The organism is Shewanella sp. NFH-SH190041 (assembly GCF_024363255.1).
In the GTDB taxonomy this organism is placed as follows: domain Bacteria; phylum Pseudomonadota; class Gammaproteobacteria; order Enterobacterales; family Shewanellaceae; genus Shewanella.
This window is the reverse complement of record NZ_AP026070.1, coordinates 3412942-3436297: the sequence shown is the minus strand read 5'-3', so window position 1 is coordinate 3436297 and position 23356 is coordinate 3412942. Positions and strand designations below refer to the sequence as shown.

Annotated in this window: 20 protein-coding genes; 13 read left to right on the top strand and 7 right to left on the bottom strand. The window is 43.0% G+C overall.

The annotated features are described in order from the left end of the window. The first annotated feature begins 97 nt into the window (after positions 1-97). The 6 genes from ubiH (at position 98) to gcvP (ending at position 7283) form a co-directional block, all read left to right on the top strand. Positions 98-1330, top strand: coding sequence for a 2-octaprenyl-6-methoxyphenyl hydroxylase (ubiH, locus tag NFHSH190041_RS15260; protein ID WP_261922605.1), 1233 nt, complete (start codon positions 98-100; stop codon positions 1328-1330). Continuing rightward, entirely contained in the window at positions 1331-2545 is a 1215-nt protein-coding gene (locus tag NFHSH190041_RS15255; RefSeq protein WP_261925149.1) for an FAD-dependent monooxygenase, read from the top strand. It begins immediately after the preceding gene. 110 nt (positions 2546-2655) lie between these two features. After that, positions 2656-2793, top strand: a complete 138-nt coding sequence (locus NFHSH190041_RS15250; RefSeq protein WP_261922604.1) for a hypothetical protein — start codon at positions 2656-2658, stop codon at positions 2791-2793. Continuing rightward, positions 2783-3877, top strand: coding sequence for a glycine cleavage system aminomethyltransferase GcvT (gene gcvT, locus NFHSH190041_RS15245; RefSeq protein ID WP_261922603.1), 1095 nt, complete (start codon positions 2783-2785; stop codon positions 3875-3877). The genes NFHSH190041_RS15250 and gcvT overlap by 11 nt, the downstream gene beginning before the upstream one ends. Before the next feature lie 26 nt (positions 3878-3903). Beyond that, positions 3904-4293 carry a glycine cleavage system protein GcvH gene (gcvH, locus tag NFHSH190041_RS15240; protein ID WP_261922602.1) on the top strand — a complete coding sequence of 130 codons (390 nt, stop codon included), beginning with the start codon at positions 3904-3906 and terminating at the stop codon, positions 4291-4293. Between the two features lie 101 nt (positions 4294-4394). Further along, on the top strand, positions 4395-7283 hold the full coding sequence (gcvP, locus tag NFHSH190041_RS15235; RefSeq protein ID WP_261922601.1) for an aminomethyl-transferring glycine dehydrogenase: 2889 nt from the start codon (positions 4395-4397) through the stop codon (positions 7281-7283). Between the two features lie 103 nt (positions 7284-7386). Here gcvP and NFHSH190041_RS15230 read toward each other — a convergent pair whose 3' ends face one another. After that, a complete protein-coding gene (locus tag NFHSH190041_RS15230) occupies positions 7387-7926 on the bottom strand; it encodes a DUF3016 domain-containing protein (protein ID WP_261922600.1) in 540 nt (179 codons plus the stop codon). Positions 7927-8195: 269 nt separating this feature from the next. Next, positions 8196-8846: a glutaredoxin 2 gene (gene grxB / locus NFHSH190041_RS15225; protein WP_261922599.1), complete on the bottom strand. Its 651-nt coding sequence runs from the start codon at positions 8844-8846 to the stop codon at positions 8196-8198. 160 nt (positions 8847-9006) lie between these two features. Between grxB and NFHSH190041_RS15220 the strand changes: the two genes are divergently transcribed. After that, on the top strand, positions 9007-9417 hold the full coding sequence (locus NFHSH190041_RS15220) for a nucleotide triphosphate diphosphatase NUDT15 (RefSeq protein ID WP_261922598.1): 411 nt from the start codon (positions 9007-9009) through the stop codon (positions 9415-9417). A gap of 83 nt (positions 9418-9500) precedes the next feature. On the opposite strand, the gene NFHSH190041_RS15215 is transcribed toward NFHSH190041_RS15220, so the two are convergent. From NFHSH190041_RS15215 to NFHSH190041_RS15205, 3 genes are all read right to left on the bottom strand, one after another. Continuing rightward, the gene (locus NFHSH190041_RS15215) at positions 9501-9752 is read right to left on the bottom strand and encodes a YfhL family 4Fe-4S dicluster ferredoxin (RefSeq protein ID WP_261922597.1); all 252 of its coding nucleotides are present in this window, start codon (positions 9750-9752) and stop codon (positions 9501-9503) included. 322 nt (positions 9753-10074) lie between these two features. Further along, positions 10075-11205, bottom strand: coding sequence for a cyclopropane fatty acyl phospholipid synthase (cfa, locus tag NFHSH190041_RS15210; RefSeq protein ID WP_261922596.1), 1131 nt, complete (start codon positions 11203-11205; stop codon positions 10075-10077). Between the two features lie 282 nt (positions 11206-11487). After that, positions 11488-12006, bottom strand: coding sequence for an endonuclease V (locus tag NFHSH190041_RS15205; RefSeq protein ID WP_261922595.1), 519 nt, complete (start codon positions 12004-12006; stop codon positions 11488-11490). A gap of 324 nt (positions 12007-12330) precedes the next feature. Between NFHSH190041_RS15205 and NFHSH190041_RS15200 the strand changes: the two genes are divergently transcribed. Further along, positions 12331-12642 (top strand): hypothetical protein, encoded by a 312-nt coding sequence (locus NFHSH190041_RS15200; RefSeq protein ID WP_261922594.1) that lies wholly within the window; start codon positions 12331-12333, stop codon positions 12640-12642. Positions 12643-12787: 145 nt separating this feature from the next. On the opposite strand, the gene NFHSH190041_RS15195 is transcribed toward NFHSH190041_RS15200, so the two are convergent. Beyond that, positions 12788-13555 carry a hypothetical protein gene (locus NFHSH190041_RS15195; RefSeq protein ID WP_261922593.1) on the bottom strand — a complete coding sequence of 256 codons (768 nt, stop codon included), beginning with the start codon at positions 13553-13555 and terminating at the stop codon, positions 12788-12790. 543 nt (positions 13556-14098) lie between these two features. Between NFHSH190041_RS15195 and NFHSH190041_RS15190 the strand changes: the two genes are divergently transcribed. The 3 genes from NFHSH190041_RS15190 (at position 14099) to NFHSH190041_RS15180 (ending at position 18658) form a co-directional block, all read left to right on the top strand. After that, positions 14099-14932, top strand: a complete 834-nt coding sequence (locus tag NFHSH190041_RS15190) for a hypothetical protein (protein WP_261922592.1) — start codon at positions 14099-14101, stop codon at positions 14930-14932. Positions 14933-15767: 835 nt separating this feature from the next. Further along, complete coding sequence (alr, locus tag NFHSH190041_RS15185) at positions 15768-16994, top strand: alanine racemase (protein ID WP_261922591.1); 1227 nt, start codon at positions 15768-15770, stop codon at positions 16992-16994. 332 nt (positions 16995-17326) lie between these two features. Beyond that, positions 17327-18658: a leucine-rich repeat domain-containing protein gene (locus tag NFHSH190041_RS15180; RefSeq protein WP_261922590.1), complete on the top strand. Its 1332-nt coding sequence runs from the start codon at positions 17327-17329 to the stop codon at positions 18656-18658. 243 nt (positions 18659-18901) lie between these two features. Here NFHSH190041_RS15180 and gfa read toward each other — a convergent pair whose 3' ends face one another. Beyond that, entirely contained in the window at positions 18902-19450 is a 549-nt protein-coding gene (gene gfa / locus NFHSH190041_RS15175) for an S-(hydroxymethyl)glutathione synthase (RefSeq protein WP_261922589.1), read from the bottom strand. Between the two features lie 1531 nt (positions 19451-20981). On the opposite strand from gfa, the gene NFHSH190041_RS15170 reads away from it, so the two are divergent. Together NFHSH190041_RS15170 and NFHSH190041_RS15165 are read left to right on the top strand one after the other, a co-directional pair. Continuing rightward, the gene (locus NFHSH190041_RS15170) at positions 20982-22337 is read left to right on the top strand and encodes an AAA family ATPase (protein ID WP_261922588.1); all 1356 of its coding nucleotides are present in this window, start codon (positions 20982-20984) and stop codon (positions 22335-22337) included. Then, positions 22334-23305 carry a hypothetical protein gene (locus tag NFHSH190041_RS15165; protein ID WP_261922587.1) on the top strand — a complete coding sequence of 324 codons (972 nt, stop codon included), beginning with the start codon at positions 22334-22336 and terminating at the stop codon, positions 23303-23305. Before NFHSH190041_RS15170 ends, NFHSH190041_RS15165 begins: the two co-directional genes overlap by 4 nt. The last annotated feature ends 51 nt before the right edge of the window (positions 23306-23356 follow it).

Below are 23356 nucleotides of genomic sequence, written 5' to 3'. Positions count from 1 at the left end.
CACCTTGAGCATGGCGGCCTTGGCCGCCATTTTTTTATCCAATGGAATATGATAACAGTGAGAAGCCGGACTGAGCCGGTTTCGTTGGAAGTTAACCATGCTGCAGGACAAAGATTGTCCCTGTTTTGATGTTGTGATTATCGGCGGTGCCATGACGGGGGCCACGCTGGCATTGATGCTGGCTAAACTGCGTCAACCAACCGGCCGGCCATTAACGGTTGCACTGGTGGAAGCCAGTCGCCCCGGTGATGGGCATCCTGGATTTGATGCCAGAGCTATTGCTTTGGCTCAGGGCAGTGTGAATGCCCTAAATGAACATGGACTATGGTCAGCACTTAAGGGAAATAGCGCGGCTATCGACAGCATTCATGTCTCAGACCGAGGGCATGCGGGGATGACGCTCCTTGAGGCGCAGCGTTTTAGCCGGCAGCCATTTGGTTGTGTGATTGAGTTAGCTCAGGCCGGCAATGCATTGACGCAGATGCTGGATAATACGCAAGTAGCTTATTTTTGCCCCGTTACCCTAAGCCAGATTGAGCCGCAGCAATCCGGTCACCTTCTTACCTTGGCCTGTGGTCAACGTCTGTTTACTCGTTTACTGGTTGCCGCTGATGGCGCGAACTCCTTTGTGCGGCAAACCTTGCAATTACCGTTAGAGACTTATCAATTTGATCAAAGCGCTGTGATCGCCAATGTCGCAGTGACAGATGGCGTAGCTGGCCGGGCTTGGGAACGCTTTACCCATCATGGCCCCATGGCATTATTGCCGATGGCGCCAGAGGCGGGGCAATCACGCTTATCTCTGGTGTGGGCCATGAGCCGGGCAGAAGCCCAGCAGGCTGAACAATGGCAGGATGCGGATTTTCTGGCGGCATTGCAGCAAGCATTTGGCTACCGCGCCGGGCGTTTTATCCGCACCGGTCAGCGGCATATTTATCCACTGACCATGACAGTGATGCCCCGACCTATTTATCACCGCTGTATTTTTATAGGTAATGCTGCTCAGACTTTGCATCCTATTGCCGGACAGGGATTTAATCTCGGGCTGCGTGATGTGTTGGCGTTACAGCAGGTGATTGCCCAGGCATTGGCCACATCCTCACAAGGCGACGTTGATATCGGTGAGCATGCATGGCTGCACCGTTATTTGCAAGAAAGAGCGTCGGATCGGCAACAAACCGTCTGCGGTATTGAGTGGCTGGTCAGGGGATTTTCCAATGATGATTGGCCCTTGGTGGTTGGGCGAAATTTGGGGCTGAGGTTGCTGGCATGGCTGCCACCACTGCAAGCCCCGCTAGTACAGCGGGCTATGGGATGGAAAAGGAACTGAATCTTGATAACAACAACCTATGATGTTGCCATCGTCGGCGGTGGTATGGTGGGGCTGGCAACCGCTTGTGGGCTGGCCCAAGCTGGGATCAAAACCCTGATGATTGATGCCGGCCAGTGTGAGGCAGTCAGTGGTGAACCCAGATTGCGCGTCAGCGCGCTGAATCAGGCCAGCCAACGGCTGTTAACTTCGCTGGGCGCTTGGCCTTTGCTGGCTCCCGATCGAATTGGCCCTTACCGCCGTATGCAGGTTTGGGATAAAGATGGTATGGGACATATCCAGTTTGATGCTGCCCAGTTAGGTGAGCATACCCTCGGCAGCATTGTGGAAAATGATGCCGTCAGTTATGCCCTGAGCCAGTGTGCCGCAGAGTTGCCCCAGCTAACCTGCTTAAGCCACGCCAGATTAGATAAGCTGGCTTTTGGTGAGCGAGAAGCTTGGTTAACGCTGGAAAGTGGCGAACAGTTTGCCGCAGCACTGGTGATTGCCGCCGATGGTGCCCAGTCGCGGGTACGGCAAATTTGCCAAATTCCACTGACTTTTTGGGATTATGGCCACCACGCTCTAGTGACTACGGTGCAGACCGAGTTGCCCCATGAGCAGACCGCCCGGCAGGTGTTTTTAAGTGACGGCGTACTGGCATTTTTGCCACTGCATGATGCTAACCAAAGTGCCATTGTCTGGTCCGTATCGCCGGAAAAAGCCGCCAGTTTGCTGGGCTGTGATGAGCATGAATTTGAGAAATCCCTTACCGCCGCCTTTGATGGGCGCATGGGATTGTGTCGCCTCAGTGGCAGTCGGCAGCGCCGGGCATTTCCGCTGCGGATGCGTTATGCCCGCCATTTTGCGCGCCATCGATTACTGCTAGCCGGCGATGCAGCTCACACCATACACCCGTTAGCGGGTCAGGGCGCAAATCTGGGGCTGCTGGATGCCGGGGCAATTATCGATACAGTGACTGAGCTGCATCAGGCGGGCAAAGATATTGGTGAGTACCGTAATCTGCGGGCGCTGGAGCGTTGGCGTAAAGCGGATGCGGTGGAAATGATTGCGGCAATGGAAGGTTTTAAGCAGCTGTTTTCTGGTAATAATCCGGTAAAAAAAGCCCTGCGGGATCTGGGCCTGAACTTGGTGGATTCGGTTTCACCATTGAAAAGCTTGTTTATCCGCCAGGCCATGGGCAATAAGGCTTCGCTGCCCACACTTTGCCGTTGATAGGAGCCGGTAACATAGCAAGATAACTGCCTGTTTGACGGGAAAATATACTGTATACAAAATAACAAGCCGCGGTATAATTTTGCCGCTTTTATAATCCAGGTCACCGGATGCGGCCTGCAGAGGGAAAGGCAGTGTTTTATCGGGCATTAGCTCCCGCACTTCCTCTGCAATGGGTTCAGCAATGCGCAGGCGCAGATCTGCCAGGTGGCCCGGAATACCAGATAAGGGATGATAATGGCCAATAAAACAGTACTCTACGACAAGCACCTTGAAGCCGGTGCCAAGATGGTGGATTTCCATGGCTGGGAAATGCCCATCAATTATGGCTCCCAGTTGGAGGAACACCATGCCGTGCGCCGCCATGCCGGTATGTTTGATGTATCCCATATGACGGTGGTCGATATTACCGGCCCAGATGCAAAAGTATTTTTGCAATACCTGCTGGCCAATGATGTGGCCAAACTGACCCTACCGGGCAAAGCCCTCTATTCCCCCATGCTGAACCATGATGGCGGCGTGATTGATGATCTGATCACTTACTACCTCAACGATGACTGGTATCGCCTAGTAGTGAATTCTGCCACCCGGGAAAAAGATCTCGCATGGCTGGCAATGCAGGCCAACAGTTTTAGCGTCAGTGTGACCGAATTATCCCACCTCGCCATGATTGCCGTGCAGGGGCCAAACGCCCGGGCGCTTGCTGCCACGGTTTTTGATGCTGAGCAACGCAGCGCCACTGAAGGGATGAAGCCATTTTTCGGCTGTCAGGCCGGGGAATTGTTTATTGCGACCACAGGTTATACCGGTGAAGCCGGTTATGAAATCATGTTGCCCAAAGCGCAGGCGGCGTCATTCTGGCAGGCACTGCTGGATGCCGGTGTTGCCCCTTGTGGTTTGGGCGCCAGAGATACTCTGCGTCTGGAAGCTGGCATGAACCTATATGGTCAGGATATGGATGAGTTGGTCAGTCCGCTGGCGGCCAATATGGGCTGGACAATCGCTTGGGAGCCGGTGAGCCGTGATTTTATCGGCCGCAGTGCTCTAGAAGCGGTTCGCGCGGCGGGCAGTGACAAGCTGGTCGGGTTGGTGATGACAGACAAAGGTGTGCTGCGTCACGGAATGCCAGTGCTGTTTTGCGATGACACAGGAACAGAGCATCAGGGCGTGATCACCAGTGGTAGTTTTTCACCCACTTTGGGATATGCTATTGCCATGGCCCGGGTGAACCCGGCCGTGGCAGACAGCGCCGAAGTAGAAATGCGCCGGAAACGTGTGCCGGTAAAAGTAGTGGCTCCCTGCTTTGTGCGCAACGGTAAACAAGCTTTCTAACGATAACGGAACAAGGAATTATAACAATGAGCAATATCCCGACCGAGCTGAAGTACGTCCCGTCCCACGAATGGGTGCGTAAAGAAGAAGACGGTAGCTATACCATAGGGATCACCGAGCATGCCCAAGAGCTGCTGGGAGACATGGTGTATGTTGAGCTGCCAGAAGTCGGTGACACAGTAAATAGCGGGGAAGACTGCGCCGTGGCTGAATCAGTTAAGGCTGCATCTGATATCTATTCTCCGCTTAGTGGTGAAGTGCTGGCAGTGAATGAAGCCCTGGAAGACTCCCCTGAGTTGGTTAACAGCGATGCCTATGGTGATGGCTGGTTCTTCCGGGTAATGCCAAGTGATCCGGTTGAGCTGGAAAATCTGCTCGATGCTGATGCTTATCAGGCTGTTATCGACGAAGAGTAATGCCGTTTCCCATACAAAGCCCTGCGGGGCTTTGTTTGTTTTTGCCCTGTACCCCAGATCGGCACCATAAAAAGCCGGCAATAGATAGAACAAGGTAAATCATGAGTAAATATACCCTCACTCAGCTTGAGCAGCATGAGGAATTTATCCGCCGCCATATTGGCCCGGATGCCGGGGAGCAGGCTGAGATGCTGGCCTGCGTCGGCGCAGCATCATTGGATGAATTGACTGAGCGGATTGTGCCGCCGGCGATTCGTCTGCCCGCACCTTTGTCCGTTGGCCCAAGTTACAGCGAAGCTGAAGGGCTTAGCGCGATTCGCGCGCTGGCTTCGCGCAATAAGGTCTGTAAAAACTATATTGGTATGGGCTATTACGGCACTGAAGTGCCCAAGGTGATTTTACGCAATGTGTTGGAAAATCCCGGCTGGTATACCGCTTATACCCCATATCAGCCAGAAATCGCCCAAGGGCGGTTGGAAGCCATATTAAATTTTCAGCACCTGTCCATTGATTTGACCGGGCTGGATTTAGCCTCCGCGTCATTACTGGATGAAGCGACCGCCGCGGCAGAAGCCATGGCGCTGGCTAAGCGGGTATCGAAGGCGAAAAAAGCCAATGTATTTTATGTGGCAGATGATGTGTTCCCGCAAACGGTGGATGTGGTTAAAACCCGCGCCCGCTGTTTTGGGTTTGAGGTCATCGTAGGGCCTGCGGCAGAAGCGGTTAATCATGATGTCTTTGGTGTGCTTTTGCAGTATACCAACCGTTGGGGTGAGATTGGTGATTACACGGATCTCATCGCTCAGCTGCATGAGATGAAAGCCGTGGTGACCATGGCCGCCGATATTATGTCGTTGGTGGTACTGCGCGCCCCAGCTGTGATGGGGGCGGACGTGGTGTTTGGCTCAGCCCAGCGCTTTGGGGTTCCGATGGGCTTTGGCGGTCCACATGCTGCATTCTTTGTCACCCGGGATGAGTATAAGCGTTCGATGCCGGGACGTATTATCGGGGTCTCTAAAGATAGCCGGGGTAATCGAGCGCTGCGGATGGCCATGCAGACCCGAGAGCAACATATTCGCCGGGAAAAGGCCAACTCTAATATCTGTACCGCCCAGGTGCTGTTGGCCAATATGGCCTCATTTTATGCGGTATACCATGGCCCTGAGGGGCTAAAGTGCATTGCTCAGCGTATACATCGCCTAACGGATATTTTAGCCACAGGGCTTAAATCTAAAGGCATTGACCTAAAAAATGCCAGCTGGTTCGATACCCTAACCTTTACCGTGGCCGACAACGCAGCATTATTGGCCCGGGCGACTGCCGCAGATGTAAATCTACGCTGTGATGCCGACGGCAGCTTTGGCGTCAGCTTGGATGAAACCATTACGCGGGCTGATGTGGCGCAACTGTTTGATATTATTCTTGGTGCTGGCCACGGGTTAAAACCTGGGCTTATCGATGAAGTGCTGCTGGCCACTGGCTCTGGCAGTATTCCGGCATCACTGCGGCGCAAGAGTGAGTTTTTAACCCATCCAACCTTTAACCGCTATCACTCAGAAACAGAGATGATGCGTTATATCAAGCGGTTAGAAAGCAAAGATTTAGCATTGAACCACTCAATGATCTCCTTAGGCTCTTGCACCATGAAGCTTAATGCTGCAGTGGAAATGCTACCCATCAGTTGGCCGGAATTTGCCAATATGCACCCTTTCTGTCCGCAGCAGCAGGCGGAGGGCTATCAGGCATTGATTCGCCAGTTGGCGGATTGGCTGGTGGATATTACCGGCTATGATGCTGTGTGTATGCAGCCTAATTCCGGGGCGCAAGGTGAGTACGCAGGCTTGCTGGCGATTCGTCAATACCATGAGTCCCGCGGAGAGGGGCACAGAAATATCTGTTTAATCCCCCAATCTGCCCATGGCACTAACCCGGCATCTGCCCAGTTGGCAGGGATGAAAGTGGTGGTCACCGCCTGTGACAAACTGGGTAATGTGGATTTGGACGATCTGCGCACCAAGGCGGCTGAAATGGCTGACAGTCTGGCTTGTGTGATGATCACTTACCCGTCGACCCACGGAGTATATGAAGAAACCGTGCGGGATATCTGCGGCATTATTCACCAGTATGGTGGTCAGGTTTATCTTGATGGTGCCAATATGAATGCGCAGGTGGGTATTACCTCCCCAGGGTATATCGGTGCCGATGTGTCTCACCTGAATCTACATAAAACCTTCGCAATTCCCCATGGTGGCGGTGGTCCGGGCATGGGGCCTATCGGGGTGAAAGCCCACTTAGCGCCTTTTGTCGCCGGTCACAGCGTTGTTGCCCTTGAGGGGGCTGCAAAAGATAACGGCGCAGTGTCAGCCGCGCCATATGGGAGCGCTGGGATTTTGCCTATCAGCTGGATGTATATCTACTTACTGGGGACTAAAGGGCTGACGCTATCGACTCAGGTTGCCATGCTGAATGCCAATTATGTTGCCAAGCGCTTGGGGGAGCATTACCCCATTTTGTATCGCGGGCGCGATGGGTTAATAGCCCACGAATGTATTGTGGATCTGCGGCCATTGAAAGAAGCCTGTGGGGTGACTGAGATGGATGTGGCCAAGCGGCTGAATGACTATGGATTCCATGCACCGACCATGAGTTTCCCCGTGGCGGGTACCCTGATGGTGGAACCGACTGAGTCTGAGTCAAAGGTGGAGCTGGATCGATTTATCGATGCCATGATTGCTATCCGGCATGAAATTGCTCGGGTTGAAAGTGGCCAATGGCCAGTAGATAACAATCCGTTGCACCATGCTCCCCATACACTGGCTGATATTATGGATCCGGCTTTTGATCAGCGGCCTTATGACCGCCAGTTAGCCGTATTCCCATCGGATGCTGTTAAGGCCAATAAGTTTTGGCCGACAGTTAACCGCATTGATGATGTGTATGGCGATCGGAATCTGTTCTGTGCCTGTGTGCCCATCAGTGACTATGAATAATCATTGTCTATTTATGTTATGAGCCGATGTTTATAGCGGATAACGGCAATAATAAAAGGAGCTGATTTTCAGCTCCTTTTTGTTCAGATGACGGGAGAAATCATTATTTCAATGCTGGCTTAATGGTTTGTAAAAACCAGTTTTGCAGCATCTCCCTTTCATAAGGGAAGGGATCGCTGGTGATGGGCTGAATACCGAACAGGAAATTCATATCATTGAGTTTTTCAGAGCCGGATTTCACCACTTTGCCATCACGGCGCAGGACATAATCAAAGCTGATTTTTGGAGGATAAAGCTGGGAAACCACCCTGATATCTTCTGCTGTACCGCCGAAGGTGGGCTGTACATCACCAGCCAGATCTAAGTTAGTTACCTGTAAATCCAACTGCATATTCTTACCAAAATGGTGGTCGGCAACATGCCCGAGGGCATCAGTTAATTCGGTAAAGAGATAATTTTGGAACTTGGACTGTAAAAAGGTGGTCGACCTGATATCGCTGAATTTGGCCGGATTTTGCCAAATAATATTCACGTCGCCATCATGGGTCAGCACTTTTTCTACAACAGGCTGTTTATTGGTGGTCGCACAACCAGTGAGTGTTGCAGCAACCAATGTTCCCAGTAAAGGCAGTCGGTAGTTCATATTCGCTCCAAGTACAGACATTAAATTAGGGATAGGTTAACGAGCTGTTTCAGTGTTGAATAATTTACATTGAGGTGCAAGTAATGGCCAAATGCTTACCGGTTTCAGAGCTAAAGAATGCTAAATAGTGAGTGTGATTAGTTGTATTAACCTCAGTTATTCAGAGGGTTATTGTCAATATATTAATTAGTAATTAGCGGTTTGTTTTTATAGCGCAATGTAACCGCCAGCCAAATTAATTGAGCCGGCGGATCCTAAAGCCAGTAAACCTAACAGGCTTGGTTATCATACAGCTCGATACCGGTTAATGCGGCCACCTCATCAATATAACGCCGCACCTGAGGGGGAAATTCTATCCCCTTAATTACGGTGTAATTTCGCAGCGTAGGAAAAAAGTTAATATCGTCATAACTGAGGCGGTTTTCCCGCTCAGATGGCAGTACAAGCCAATCTATGGTGGCCAGTTGTTGGTTCAGCCCTGCAAGTAAAGTGGGGGTTTGTGCCAATGCGGCGGGAAAACTCATACCGATAGACGCCGATTTATTCTTAGTAAACCAAGCTCTGGCCTCATCACATTGAAACTCTGGCAACTTAATTTCCATCCAGCGAGGGTAGAGCAGTGGGGCACCGAACTGGCGCGCCTGTTGGCTCCAGCGGTTAATTTGCTGCTCATGAACACCGGGTTGTAGCTGGGGCTGGCCAGTCAGATTATCCAGGTAGGCGGCAATATCTAAACTTTCAGCCATATAGCTACCATCTGGCTTTTGTAGAATGGGGACCAGGTTCGCCCCGACTTTTTCAATTCTGGCATTGACATCATGATTCTGCAGATAGACCCATTCGACTGGCAGCGCTTTCCAACCGGCAACCATCATCGCCTTGATGCAGTAAGGGCAGTGATCAAACACAAAGAGCTTCATTATCTTATCCTCGATAGGCAGGCCGATTGATACCCTTGTGTCATGATGTGATGACACAAATAAAGGCCAGCCGGTGATTATGACTGATTGATGATAAACACAGTCTCTGGATGGTGAAAAGAGTACACTGCATGCATTTGAGTCAGATAAGAGAAATGGTATGTCGAAACAGGCACGTGTTGGGGTAGGCGTTGTGATTATGCGTCAGGGGAAAGTCTTGCTGGGGTTGCGTCAAGGTTCCCATGGCGAAGGCACTTGGGCATTGCCGGGAGGCCATTTAGAGTGGCAGGAGAGTATTGAGCAATGCGCCAGTCGGGAAGTGAAAGAAGAGACCAACTTGAATGTACTAGCAGTGCAGCACTTAGGCTTTACCTCTGATGTATTTACCCAAGAGGATAAACATTATGTCACGCTATTTGTCACAGCGACGGTAGCAGACGGAGATGCTGAGTTAATGGAGCCGGAAAAATGTCGACAGTGGCAATGGTTTGAACCACAGCAGTTGCCAAGTCCGCTATTTTTACCTTTTGCTACCTTATTACGGAATCAGCCCGATTGCCTCTGTGACTAATTACTTGTTGGTAACAGACGAAGCGGCTATAGCAGGAGTTGTGCTGTCCTATTCCTGCTATCAATTTACCATGGGTATTAGAATTAGAGTTTGCCGGTTAGGGTGGCGTATTTGATCAGCAGCTCATCTTCTGATTCGCTGTGCTGCGGATCTTTGCTGATGCAGTCAATAGGGCAAACAGAGATACAGGTTGGCTTGTCGTAATGACCGACGCATTCGGTACAGCGGGCCGGGTCAATTTCATAGATTTCTTCACCCATGCTGATTGCCTCATTGGGGCATTCCGGTTCACACATATCACAGTTGATGCAGCTGTCATCGATGATTAAGGCCATAAAAAATCTCAATTAATGCAGGGGTAACGTCATATTACTGCAGCTTGCAGCGATCATTTTGATAATTACCCAGGGCTTACAATTGTCGGGATGATACCACTGAGTCTCTAGCAAGTAATTATATTATTGGGTCAATAAAGGGCATTGCTGACAGCGCAAATCCTGTGGCAATCAGGGCTGGCCTCATATCAGCAAATGATAACATATTAGCTAACATGCTGAATTATTGTGCTTGTTGCGTTGATAAAGAGAAGGCGAGATAGCGAAATAATTTGTGATGCTGGTGCAGGCAAGCCTGCACCAAGACAGTCAGTATGACTGATTAACAGGTGCGCACACAGTCAGGATGATCGTGACCGACTTTTGTTAGTGCCAGTTGCCACAAGTTTAAATCCCGGGCGCGGAATGCGCTGGCACAACTAAGTAAATAATAACGCCACATACGATAGAATTTGTCGCCATATTTACTGGCTAATTCTGGCCAGGATTGGTCAAAACGCTGTGCCCATGACATTAAGGTTTTGTCGTAATCAGGACCGAAGTTATGCAGATCTTCAATATTAAACAATTGTTCAGTGGCTTTACCTAATTGTGCCAGTGATGGAATCACCCCATTGGGGAAAATATACTTACGGATCCAAGGATCGCATTCATTTACCGTATTCGACACATTACCGCCGATGGTATGTAGCAAGAAAATACCGTCATCAGCCAGAAAACGTTTAGCGCATTGGAAGTAGGTCGCGTAGTTGTCTGGGCCAACATGTTCCAACATACCTACGGAAACAACATGATCATAAGGTTGTTCAGGCTGATACTCGCGGTAATCCTGTAGAATAAAGTTGACCGGCAGCCCTTTACAGCGTTCCTCACCCAATTTAGTCTGCTCTGCAGATAGGGTTAAACCATCGCAAATTACGCCATAATTTTGCGCGGCATAGCGCATAAATGAGCCCCAACCACAACCGATATCCAACACCCGCTGGCCTGGCTGCAGATTCAGTTTGCGGCAGATAAGATCTAACTTCATATCTTGTGCTTCGTCTAAATTTTCAGCGTCATGCCAGTAAGCACAGGTATAGGCCATGTTTTTATCCAGCATGGCTTCAAACAGATCATTACCGGTATCATAGTGGTAAGACACATCTTTTTTCGCCCGCAGAATACTTTGCGGATTAAAAAATTGTTTGACCTTAGCCGCCCCCAATTTGAGTTTGGTTATGGTTGAAACCTGTTGGTCAATATGTGCGCGAATAATTTTATCCAACATCACATCCAACTGTTTACAATCCCACATGCCATCCATATAGGCTTCCCCAAAGCCTAGTGAACCGTGCTGTAGTACGCGATCAAAGACAGCTTCATCATAGATTTGAATATCCCAGGGCCGATCACCATTAAGCTTAATATCGGCTTTACTCAGCATATTCTGGAATAGGTCAAAATTTGACATAGATAACATCCCTTAAAGATAAAATTATGAGATAAATTATTTTTATGTCAGGCAATCTAGTTGGCATATTTCAGTGATTCTTTGAAGCCGATCACGCATTAACGCTTGTTCAGTTTATGACAAGGTACTTTTAAAAAAAACAGTAATAATAAACAGTAACTTTTTCATAAATATAAAGTTTTTTTGTGATTATTTATACAAATCAAACTATTCTGGGAAATTAAAAAATATTTTTTACGAATTGGTTAGTGCCATTTGATGGTCATTCCAAAATGTAAATTTTCACCCACAGGTTTGCATTTGTTTGGCCTGTTCCCGGCAAAGGGTATCCGCTCGTTTTAAGAGTGTCGGTAACCTGAAGTTTCCTGCCATTGAACCAATTGCCGTCAGAGCTAAAGCTTGATCACCTGTGGTGGTGATAAATAATGGCTTGTCACTTTTGCCTCTTAAGAGGCGGCATTGTGGCGAAAGTCCGCTAAATGGTTTTTTTGCAACACCAATGATTTGGCTTTTACCATCCAGGGCATCAAACAGGTGTTTACCTAATCCAGGCTTTTTTTGGTCATCAAGAAATACGTAGCCATCAACGATAATCACTTCTGGGGTAAGCTGATGCTCAGTTAATAGCGTTAAAATGCAAGGTAGCTCGCGGCGGTAAAATTGACCGGGAATATAATCAGCAACGCCAGATACTTTGCTGGTATATTCGGCTACTGCTGAAGTGGATTGCCAAGACTCAAATAATATACCAGCAATAAAGGCTTCATCTTGATGGTATTGCACATCGATAGCTAAAATCATACACAAATATTGATAGATTTAATTAAGCTACTCCTTTTATCACGTTTGTGTCGTCTTTCAAACAAAACTTGTTTAGGCCGGAACTGTCGTCTTTCTTGTTGTTGTCTTTTTTCGGCATAGAAAACACCTTGGTGCATAATTGTTTCACAAATCAGTTTTTTGTGTGTTGAGTTTTGCATATTGCTGTCCTTAGTTCTTGTAGTGTATTGCTATAAAGCTTAGTTAGAAATCAAACAATATGCTTAAGAAAGCTGATAAATGAATTTATACTGATAAAAAGAGATTGAATTGTTTAGCCATAAATGAGTAAATTTATGGTAACTAGTGGAATTAATTGAGGCCTGTATGTTAATAAAAAGAATGCTACTCTGTACCAGTTTGCTTTCCCTTCCTTTTGCCGCATTGTCCGAAGATACCGTGTATGATTGGTTTTATACTAGCGGTAAAAAGGTGCCGGAAATAGCTAAACAAAAAATTGCAGCGACATGCCATATTGATGAGGCTATCGCAGATTTAGCGAATGTAAAAGATAACGAGTTTAATACTGCATTTAATTCATTTAAGTTAGCTGTTGATTGTATTACCAATAAAGGTATTGCATTCAAGCCTGTAGGAGTCGCTAACATTAATAAGTAGTTTTATTCAGTAGAAGATAAAACATAACATAAACTAATAGCTCTATATTTTACCTTTCTATCATCAGTTTAGTTTCGATAGTGTGTAGGGCTATTAATTGAAATTGACATTGCTGTTAATTCAATAAGATTAGTTTAAATGAAATTTACAGGGCAAAACTAAAAAAGAGTCGCCAGATATCATCATGGTCTACCCGGCTGTAGCTGACACCTAAATGATCAAATGCTATTGGCCCAATACCCACGGGACGACTGAAAGCTAAGCTGAAACCGGTTTCAATCGTGCTGTCATGCAGCAAGGTATGAAACATGCGTTTGCTATGTTGTTCTTGGCTAAAAAACCAATGTACAGCGGTAAAAACTTTTGGGTCTATCCGTCGGTTAAATGCATGAAATCCCATACCCAAGCCACTTTCTATCCCGGTTTTAAAGGCGGAAAAATAATCTGTCCGTCCGCTATGCATATTCCGGTATCCAGCACTGTAAAAACGGTTAACCCAAATTGGCGTATAGCGGGGTATATCAAAAGAATAGAGGCCAGAGAGACCGACAGATAAGATACCAACGTTAGTATTATCACTGAAATTATGTCCAAACCCTAAATCTAGGTAAGACTCCATTTTCCAGCGGGGAGATAGCTGCCGCTTATAGGCGATACCTGGGGTGACTGTCAGTGTGCCTAAAGATTGAGGGAAATCTAAAGCGGGCAGTTGTTCCCATGAGTAATTGAAAAAGCCCAAGGAGACCGGCAAACGCAAAGCCACACTATAATCGTCGCCTTTTTTCAGATTAAAACTAAGGGGAATGCTGGCTACGGCTGCAGTATGCTCGCTGGAACGATAAATACCGCTTTCCAGATAATTGGCAAAAGCATAATTTACCGCTTTAGGTTGTTGATCAGCATAGGCCGTCATACAGCTAAAGATAAGTAAAAAAGTAAAGATTGATGTTAAATGCTGAAAAAAATGTCTCAAATTTATCCAGACTCAATAAAATGGTAACGTTCAGTAGATTTTACAGATATAAATCTGCGTCACGGATTAATGCAGCTAAATCTTAATTACAAGCATACCATGCTCATTTGGCGTTGCTGAAATTATTGAGTGATTTTAATCTGTTTGGAGAAATATTAATCTATTTCTCGAAGAAAAATTGATAACTTGATTAGAAAAGTTGTTATCTCTGAGAGAAGTGGACGGCAGTTTTGCTTAATTTTATCGCCTTGGGCTCCAAGGGATTGATTCCGTGGATTAATTGTTTCTCAACCAGCGGCTATCAACCTAGATTGCTGCTCTTCTTTATATGGAGTGGTTATATGTTGGTTTCACCCTTGCCCTAACAGGTAAGCTGCGGCACCATCTCGATTTCATTTTGAAATATAAATATGTATAACTATCGTGATGAAATTATTGTTGATAATACTAGTAAGCTACTGCAGCTTACTATTTAACCACTGTATGGCAGCAGAAGCCGATCAAGATGAGTCTGTGTTAAGTTTGAATTATTACCCGCTAATGGATGGAGAGGCAATTCAGACTTGTGGACAAAGGGGTAATGTCAACGTTAGTAGTTTAAAAGCGCTATTAGGGACTGATGAATTTAATAAGATCCGCAGTGATATTGCTGAAATTGATGACCCTGATTATATCAATATAATAATGGCCGATCATACTTGTATTTTAGGTGTTAACGTCGCTGAAAATGAAGTTAATCAAAGTTATCTTATTTATATAAAATCAGCATCAAAGCAATATTTTATTCCAATGAAATCCGCAGATGCTGAAATGTTAGAATTATCTAACCCAGAGGTTATCAATGGACAGTTAGTCAGTAAGTTCCATGATGGTGCTAATTACTATCAAGAACAATATAGTTATGATAATAAAAAACAGCGATTATTTTTATTTAAACAGCTAAGAATAATAGATAGAGATTATCAATTACTGACAATATTTGATGGTAATAAGGAAATGATCAAGCAAACAATTATTCCTGCTCATTTTAATATCGATGACATAAAATGTATTCCACAAGGTGATAATACTAAACTTAATATCGTGTTAAATAACCATTCTCAACATCGCGACCATAGTACGGATAGTTTGAATGTGATGGCTGAGGTTATTGTCAATAAAGCCTATTTTTACCAACAGCAAACTAATGGTTTTCAGCTTAGAAAAGCTTATCTCATTAAAGGGGACAAGGTGCGCTTATTAGATTTTGCTGAAACTGATCATGGTGAAAGGTATATTTATGTTGAATTTAATCCTAAGCGGCCATTTCGGGGCTGAATTAAACAAGATGAACTTAACTAACTAGGCCTTTCACGAGTAATTGATACTAGCTACTTTTTGAGATGAATCAGATTAATAGCACTAGCTCCAAGCTATTTTCAGAATGAAAAATCCATGCCGAGAGTAGCAGGGTGGCGTATCGTTGTCCTGCCGCTGTCAGGCTAAGGATGTGGTAACGACTCAAAACCCCGTTGTAGGGGTGATAATGGTATTATTCATTCCTACAGTGGTAGTCACGCATTTGAGATGCTCAATTAATTTAGAAGTGTGCCGCTGGTATATCTTCAGCAGCTGTGGTGATAATGCCAGCACACATACGTCAAGCTTGATGAGAGCCTCGGTTTTTATTGCTCTTCTCTATTTCTATCGCACCCGTATAGTCGCTATTTTTTGTACGCTTCAGGTTACATTGGGCTCCTCTTGCCATCACTTGGAAAAATAATATTAGTATGACATTAGATTATTTTATCAAAGCTAAATGATGATGTTATTTCGCTGTATTTTACAAGGCTATCACGGTAATTGTTTTAACAAGATAGTTAGCAAAAAACCATCAGAATACTGGTTGTTACCGCAAAATTGTTAATTATTTTTCACATCATTCATGGCTAAATTATGGGTTAATAATTATTCGTTTTATTGTATTTGCTTAAAATTAAGTCTGTAATAATAATCTATTTATAATTATACCTTTACATTTTAATTTGGCCTGTGTAAAACGTCCGGCTTCATTTCTCAAAAGTGATATAACCATGAATCGTTATGCAATTGTAGCGTATTGTGTGCTCGGTATAACGTGGGTTTGATATCACTTTTTCAGCTGGAATATCTTGTGAGATTAAAATTATCCCTGCTTGCTTTGACCGTTGGTTCTGCTCTGCTATCTGCTCCTGCTATCAGCGCCCCAATGCTGAACACCACCCCTTATGATAATGGCCATGAATTCAAAAAAATCAGCAACAGCTGGTTGGAAATCAATCTGACTCAGTTTGCTGACAACATTGATATGTTCAAGTCTCAGTTAAAGCCGGGTACCCGCATGTGTGCAGTAATGAAGGCTGACGCTTACGGTAACGGTATCAGTGGCCTGATCGGCACTGTAATGGAGCAGGGTGTTGACTGTGTTGCTATTGCTAGCAACGAAGAAGCCCGCATTGTGCGTGACGCTGGCTACAATGGTCAGCTGTTCCGCGTACGTACTGCATCTGCTAACGAAGTTAAAAATGCACTGCAGTATGATATTGAAGAGATGGTTGGTAGCTTGAAGCATGCCAAGCACTTGGCTCGTATCGCTGAAAAGAATGGTCAGGAACTGCGTGTTCACCTGGTGATTAACGCTGGCGGCATGGGCCGTAACGGTGTTGAAATCAAAACTGAAGCAGGCATGAACGAAGCAGTACGTATCGCTCAGGTACCTAACCTGAAGATCGTGGGTATCATGACGCACTTCCCGAATGAAGACCGTGATGAAATCCTGCCAAAAGCAGCCAACTTTGAAAAGGGCAGTTTAGAAATCATCAAACGTGCTCATCTGAACCGTGATGAAATCACGTTGCACGCTGCTAACTCATTCACTTCTCTGAATGTGCCAGAAGCTCAGTTTGATATGGTTCGTCCAGGTGGCGTACTGTACGGTGATATCGCATCAAACCCAGAATATAAGTCAATTGTTAGCTTCAAAACCCGAGTTGCCTCTTTGCAGAAACTGCCTGCCGGCAGCACTGTTGGTTATGGAAGCACTGTAACCTTGTTGCGTGACTCTGTACTGGCAAACCTGCCTATGGGTTACTCTGACGGTTACCCACGCCGTATGGGTAATAAAGCCGATGTACTGGTAAAAGGCCAGCGTGCTCATGTTATGGGTATGACGTCAATGAACACCACTATGATTGATGTGACTGATATCAATGGTGTTCGTGAGCAGAATGAAGTTGTACTGTTTGGTGAGCAAGAAGGTGCCCGCATTAAGGCATCTGAAATGGAAGAATACTCAGGCCTGATCTTCCCTGAAATGTACACCATTTGGGGCGCAACTAACCCACGAGTATATGTACGTTAATTTGACGCTGGCATCGGGTTGATATATCCGCTGCAGTGTTAGACTTAAGATGGCATCAAATTATTTGGTGCCATTTTTTTAGCTTGTTTATATTTGTTCTGAAATAATAATTTCAATGTTGTTTTATACTGACATTATTAAAATTATATCAAATTAATTATAGGTGTTTTTAGAGCTTGATATAATAAGTTAATAGTATAGCTATTAAGATTATAAATATTAGCATATTCAAATTCTATGATATTAAATAAAAACATCATTAAGTATTATAGTTAATATACAATATTATTTAGCTCGGTTATGATATGTTCAAAATTTTAATTTGATAAAAAATGAACGTTAAAACTTTAATAACCATCTTTCTTAATGCCATTTTATTGTTATTTTGTTATCCAGCTACAGCTGGAAATGATGGCTTTGTATATGCAAAAAATCCTGATGATTCAATAAACAAGAGCATACTTGTTAGCTATGAAGGCGTGGAGAAGGATATCGTTATCCCTGACTCAGTGACTTCAATTGGAGATGATGCCTTTTCATTTGCAGGATTAACAAGTGTAATTATCCCTGATTCAGTCACTTCGATTGGTAAGAGGGCGTTTTACATAAATAACCTAACAGATGTCGTCATTCCTCATTCAGTAACATCTATTAGTGATAGCGCGTTTGCGATGAATTCTCTAAAAAATGTGACGATTCCCGATTCGGTAACATCGATTGACGATGGGGCGTTTGCAATGAATAAGTTAACAAGCGTAACAATCCCACATTCAGTCACATCCATTGGCAATGAAGCGTTTACTGCAAATCGTATTATAAGTGTTATCATTCCTGACTCAGTCACTACTCTTGGCAGAGGAGCGTTTTCATTAAATAAATTAACAACAGTGAGTATCCCAAAGTCCATTACCGCTATAGAGAATGATACTTTTAAAATAAATAAACTCACAAAAATTACGATTCCTAACTCGATTACATCCATTGGTAGAGCAGCGTTTTTAGGAAATCAATTAACAAGTGTAACTATACCTGATTCGGTTACGAATGTTGGGAATTCAGCATTTCAAAATAATAAGCTGAAGACGGTTAGGCTATCTTATTCACTGAAATCTATAAATAATGAAGTCTTTAGTAATAATAAGATAACAAGTATAACCATCCCTAATCAGGTAGTTTCTATTGGATATAGAGCATTTTACGGAAATAACATAACCAGCGTGATCATTCCTAACTCAGTCACTTCTATTGGCGAGGCATCCTTTTCTGACAATAAGTTAGCTAGCGTGATTATGCCTGATTCGGTTACATCTATTGGTGAAGGTGCATTTACAAATAATGCTTTGACGAGTGTAAAAATTCCCAAGGCGGTGACCAGAATAGAGCGCAACACATTTATGAGCAATGCATTAACAAGTATTAGTCTCCCTGAATCAATCACCTCTATTGGAGATAGGGCATTTGCAAATAATGTGTTGACGAATTTGAATCTTCCAAAGGGGTTGATTGAAATTGGCGATATGGCATTTATAAATAATCATATCCAAAGTGTAGTTATTCCTAACTCGGTAACCTGTGTTGGAGAAAAGGCGTTTTTACAAAACCATCTTAAAAGTGTGGTTGTCAAAAATACACAAACTAATATAGGAAAATGGGCATTTGATTAATATTTTGAAATGAAATAATTGATAAGATTATAAAAATTTAAATGTCCGCTATAAACCCGGCAATTTAATTTAATATCTTTATATTGAATGTAAGAAAAAACAGCTATTTTATTGCAGGTTTCGCAAGCTATGGTCAATTAACCCTATCTTGCAATGTCGCGCCTTTGTCCTGCATCAGTCAGAACAAAGGCGCGGTAGTACCGGGGGATGATTACTGCTTATTTATGGCAGTGATACAACCAATTATTTCTGCGCTGCAGTATGGGTGGCAATAGCATCCATCAATGCAGGTGACAGGCAGTCATAAGGTTCCAGACCCAGATCAACCAGACGTGCACGGATAGCTGGCATATCTTCAGGATCGGTACCAGTCTCGATGATAGAAGAGACAAATGCAGCGAACTCAGGCTTAGACCAACCGGTTTCTTTAGACAGTTCAGTATGAATAAAGTCCAGGCCGTAGAATGGGTGACCTTGGTTTTCAATGCGGCCATACATGTGTACACCGCACACTTTACAGGCGTGGCGCTGAATAGCGGCTTTCTCATCCACAATCACCAGCTTGTCAGCATTCTCAGTCACAGAGACATGATCGCGACCGACGACGGCCACCATAGAGAATAATGCCCCTTCCGGTTTCCAGCACTTAGAGCAACCACAGGCATGGTTATGGGCTGTTTGGGCAGTTACCTTCACAACCACAGGATTACGCTGACACTGGCAGCGCAGTTCGCCACCATTGAATTGTGCTGGGTTATCAATGGCAGGATGGATTTGGATATTTGTTTGCATATTTTTTTTCCGGAAAAAAACACGTTTAAGAAATTTGAGCATATTCAAAGCATTTCAGATTAACGGCCACAGATTCTGAATACTTTCTCATATTGGAACAATACGCATTTTAGAAATTTATTATTACCATGTGGTAATAATAAAAGGCAGCAAAATAGACATAAACCCGGTAAAGGCAACACAATATTTTTCGGGCAGAATTGATGGGTAAATATATATTATTCAGTGTCTTATTTGGTGATTCTGTTGCCGTCAAAATAGCGTTAATCTATGCGGTTAAGAAGGGGTATATAGAGATTTCTACGATAGCGGGAAAAGCTAAAACCCAAGCAACCCACCACGAAGCACTCACTGCGTTCGTTACACAGAGCACACGAAGAAAAGGCTAGAAGTAAAGCGCTAAAAATTATGGGAATCTTCCAAAAACGTATAGCTGAAAACCCTAAATTTAAAGCAACCTACCACGAAGCACTCACTGCGTTCGTTACACAGAGCACACGAAGAAAAAGCTAGCAGCAAAGCGCTAAAAAATTATGGGCATCTTCAAAAGATCGTATAGCGGAAAAGTCTAAATTCAAAGCAACCCGCTACGAAGCACGCGAAGAAAATTTGCACTGATGAGAAATTGTATGTTTAAAAAATATCATACAAAAACATGTGGATATGAGTTGTTTGTCACTCTTTGGTTTCTGCGCTGCTGTTAAATTGAACGTCAAAATTTGTTCAATTTGGCAAGATGCAGCCCTAAACCATCGGCGGTAGCTTGCCTGCAATTTATTATTCGTCTGGATTGATTCTATGTGTTCTGAATGGTGCTGTCTGGTTTAGTTAGAGAGAAAGCTAAAGCTAAAGCGATCAACCACGAAGCACTCACTGCGTTCGTTACACAGAGCACACGAAGGAAAGGCTAGAAGAAAAGCGCTAAAAAATTATGGGTATCCCCAAAAGATCGTATAGCGGAAAAAGCTAAAACCAAAGTGACCCACCACGAAGCACGCGAAGAAAATCTTTGCTGATGATAAATGACCTGTTTTAAAAAATATCATATAAAAACATGCGGATATGAGTTGCTTGTCACTCTTTGATTTCTGCACTGCTGTTAAATTGAACGTCAAAATTTGTTCAATTCGGCAAGATGCAGCCCTAAACCATCGGCGGTAGCTTGCCTGCAATTTATTATTCGTCTGGATTGATTCTATGTGTTCTGAATGGGGCAGTCTGATTTAGTTAGAAAGAAAGCTAAAGCGATCAACCACGAAGTACTCACTATAGCCAAATCCATGCAACCTGACGCATGGTGAAATGAATATATTACGTTAGAGGTGATATTTGCTTTAATTTAAAAGATTTTATTTATCAATAAATTATTTTTTAAGAACAATAAAAACATAATTATAAGTTCTTGATAAATATATTACTTATAAGCTAATTAGTTACAAATTAATATGCAAACTAGCTTTATAAGTAATTCATAAAAAATAATAATTAACAACGGCTGTAAATATTATAAATCTAAATATAGAGAAAAATAATGATTACAAATTTTGAGTTAGAGAACTTTAAATCTTTTTCAGGTAAACAATCCTTAAGATTTGCTCCTATAACATTAATTTTTGGACCAAACTCATCAGGTAAAAGCTCGGTAATCCAATCGTTAATGATGTTGAAGCAAACAATACTTTCGAATACTAAAAATGCTGAATTAGTTACTTCAGGAGATTCTATTGATTTAGGAACATTTGATTCTTTAGTGCATGCCCAAGATATAAAAAGAAATATAAAATTTTCTATTCAATATAACACTAATCATGATGCACAAGAGTTTATCCAAAAGAATTCTTTTCCGATGTTGTTTGGTAATAAATTCTTAAGGAAAATTGATTTTTGTTATCGAAAGTCTAATGATATTTCTTTTTTGGATAGTTATAGTTTTTCTTGTAATGATGGTAACAGTGAAAAAATAAGTTTTGAGTTAAACAACCCAGTTAAATCATCAGTAGGAATTACTTATCGCTTGCAAAATCCAGATAGTTTAAGGAGCGTCATTTCAAAAAAACAAAAGTTAAAACCAGATGATTTAAACGGCTGGAGTAATCTTGATAATAGTTTATCAAATTCGTTTAAACTATCTTCAAATATTAATTTACCTACTAGCTTTAGTGAAGATACTAGCGATCTTAGCCAGTATATAGATAAAACTTTAATCGATGTTAAGCATGTTTTTGATAGTATGAAATATTTGGGACCACTTAGAAGTTCTCCTAAAAAATATTATTCAAGTGATATTGGTAATTATCAAAAAGGACAAGGTAAAAACAATCTTGGTTTGGCAATTTATAATGCAGATAATGAAACTAGATTAAAACTTGAAACATTTATGTTAAATTTTAATATCCCCTATAAAATAGATGCGGTAAATCTTGGTGATATTAACACAGGTCAACTAATCTCTATACAGTTAAAAGATTTAAGAAATAATGCGGTTGTAACACCTAAAGATGTTGGCTTTGGAATTGGTCAAGTTCTTCCGATTATTTTAGAATCAGTAGTGTCTAAAAATAATTTAATATGTGTGGAGCAACCTGAAATTCATCTTCATCCAAAATTGCAGGCTCATCTTGCAGATTTATTTATTGATTCTGTAACTTCTGGACATAACCAATGGATTGTTGAAACTCATAGTGAAGCAATTATGTTGCGTATTCAAAGAAGAATTAGAGAACGCAAAATTTCTCATGATTTGATTTCGGTACTGTACATTGATGTGGGTGAGTCTGGTGCGCAAGTAACATCAATTGGTTTAGACGACGAAGGTGATTTTACTGCTCATTGGCCTAATGGCTTTTTTGAAGAAAGGTTGAATGAGATGTGCGGAATTGAATCATGATAACAACATTTTATTTTGATGGTGAGTTATTTGATGATCCAAATTTAAAAAATCAGGCTTTGTCTAATTCTGTATTATTAGAAAATTGGCGAAATTTTGGATGTTTGGTGTCTAACGATAAGTCATATGCAGAAATTAACAGTGCAATAAAAAATGTAGCTCCTAAATACTATCAGAAATGGGTGATTGCATTATCTAATTTTAAAAGATTTAATGTGAACGGAGAGTTGCGAAAGCTATCTGATTTTCAGAGTTTTAATGACCTTAAAGGAAGTGTTGAGCCTTTGGGTGTTAAAACAACGATAATTCCATATGATTATTTAGAATTGTACAAAACTCACTTGTGTAATGATAGTGGATTTGAAATAGTTACGCCTGTCAATATTAATGAGTCTATACATTTTATAGATAGTGAAAAATATTCCAAGACAGATATAGTCCCTACAGATATAATTTCAGAAATTTGGAAGACTAGATTTCATGAATTGGCAAAATATTCTAAGGTGATAACTATTATTGATAGATTCTCAGTAAAGAATATTATGGAGGATTATGATAAAGGTGAAAAAACATCTATAGAAAGTTTTGTCGAATTTTTGGATAAAACTGGTCAAAAGTTTTCTGTTAAACTCTACGGTGCCTGCGATATTGGTGGTGATGTTACAAATATTAAAAGTTTTAAGTTATACTTGGATAATGTTTTAAGAAAACGGCCTTGTTATAATCGCTGTATTTTAAATTTTGATGTTTCATTATGTAAAAATAAATTATTTGGGAAGACGGCACACGATCGAATGTTGAGATTTGATAGTGATCATGTGGTTCAGATTGGTAATGGGTTAGATATATTTAGAACAACTAAAATATTAGATAATATATTTAATGTGAAACGGCCTGAATTTACTAACTTTACTGAGATTCACAATACTTTGCAGAAGAATATTGAGCCTGGTTGTGCCTGTTTATGAAACTAGGGGTTATTAGTTTTTGCTGTTCGCTTCTTGGTAAGTAATACATTG

Excerpts from the sequence above, each read along its gene's own strand:
- NFHSH190041_RS15190 (WP_261922592.1), top strand. The coding sequence starts at position 14,099 with ATGGCAGCAGAAGCCGATCAAGATGAGTCTGTGTTAAGTTTGAATTAT.
- gcvT (WP_261922603.1), top strand. The coding sequence starts at position 2,783 with ATGGCCAATAAAACAGTACTCTACGACAAGCACCTTGAAGCCGGTGCC.
- grxB (WP_261922599.1), bottom strand. The coding sequence starts at position 8,846 with ATGAAGCTCTTTGTGTTTGATCACTGCCCTTACTGCATCAAGGCGATG.
- gfa (WP_261922589.1), bottom strand. The coding sequence starts at position 19,450 with ATGCAAACAAATATCCAAATCCATCCTGCCATTGATAACCCAGCACAA.
- NFHSH190041_RS15195 (WP_261922593.1), bottom strand. The coding sequence starts at position 13,555 with ATGACGGCCTATGCTGATCAACAACCTAAAGCGGTAAATTATGCTTTT.
- NFHSH190041_RS15180 (WP_261922590.1), top strand. The coding sequence starts at position 17,327 with ATGAACGTTAAAACTTTAATAACCATCTTTCTTAATGCCATTTTATTG.
- NFHSH190041_RS15220 (WP_261922598.1), top strand. The coding sequence starts at position 9,007 with ATGTCGAAACAGGCACGTGTTGGGGTAGGCGTTGTGATTATGCGTCAG.
- NFHSH190041_RS15230 (WP_261922600.1), bottom strand. The coding sequence starts at position 7,926 with ATGAACTACCGACTGCCTTTACTGGGAACATTGGTTGCTGCAACACTC.
- NFHSH190041_RS15165 (WP_261922587.1), top strand. The coding sequence starts at position 22,334 with ATGATAACAACATTTTATTTTGATGGTGAGTTATTTGATGATCCAAAT.
- cfa (WP_261922596.1), bottom strand. The coding sequence starts at position 11,205 with ATGTCAAATTTTGACCTATTCCAGAATATGCTGAGTAAAGCCGATATT.
- NFHSH190041_RS15205 (WP_261922595.1), bottom strand. The coding sequence starts at position 12,006 with ATGATTTTAGCTATCGATGTGCAATACCATCAAGATGAAGCCTTTATT.
- gcvH (WP_261922602.1), top strand. The coding sequence starts at position 3,904 with ATGAGCAATATCCCGACCGAGCTGAAGTACGTCCCGTCCCACGAATGG.
- NFHSH190041_RS15250 (WP_261922604.1), top strand. The coding sequence starts at position 2,656 with ATGCGGCCTGCAGAGGGAAAGGCAGTGTTTTATCGGGCATTAGCTCCC.
- NFHSH190041_RS15215 (WP_261922597.1), bottom strand. The coding sequence starts at position 9,752 with ATGGCCTTAATCATCGATGACAGCTGCATCAACTGTGATATGTGTGAA.
- NFHSH190041_RS15170 (WP_261922588.1), top strand. The coding sequence starts at position 20,982 with ATGATTACAAATTTTGAGTTAGAGAACTTTAAATCTTTTTCAGGTAAA.
- gcvP (WP_261922601.1), top strand. The coding sequence starts at position 4,395 with ATGAGTAAATATACCCTCACTCAGCTTGAGCAGCATGAGGAATTTATC.
- ubiH (WP_261922605.1), top strand. The coding sequence starts at position 98 with ATGCTGCAGGACAAAGATTGTCCCTGTTTTGATGTTGTGATTATCGGC.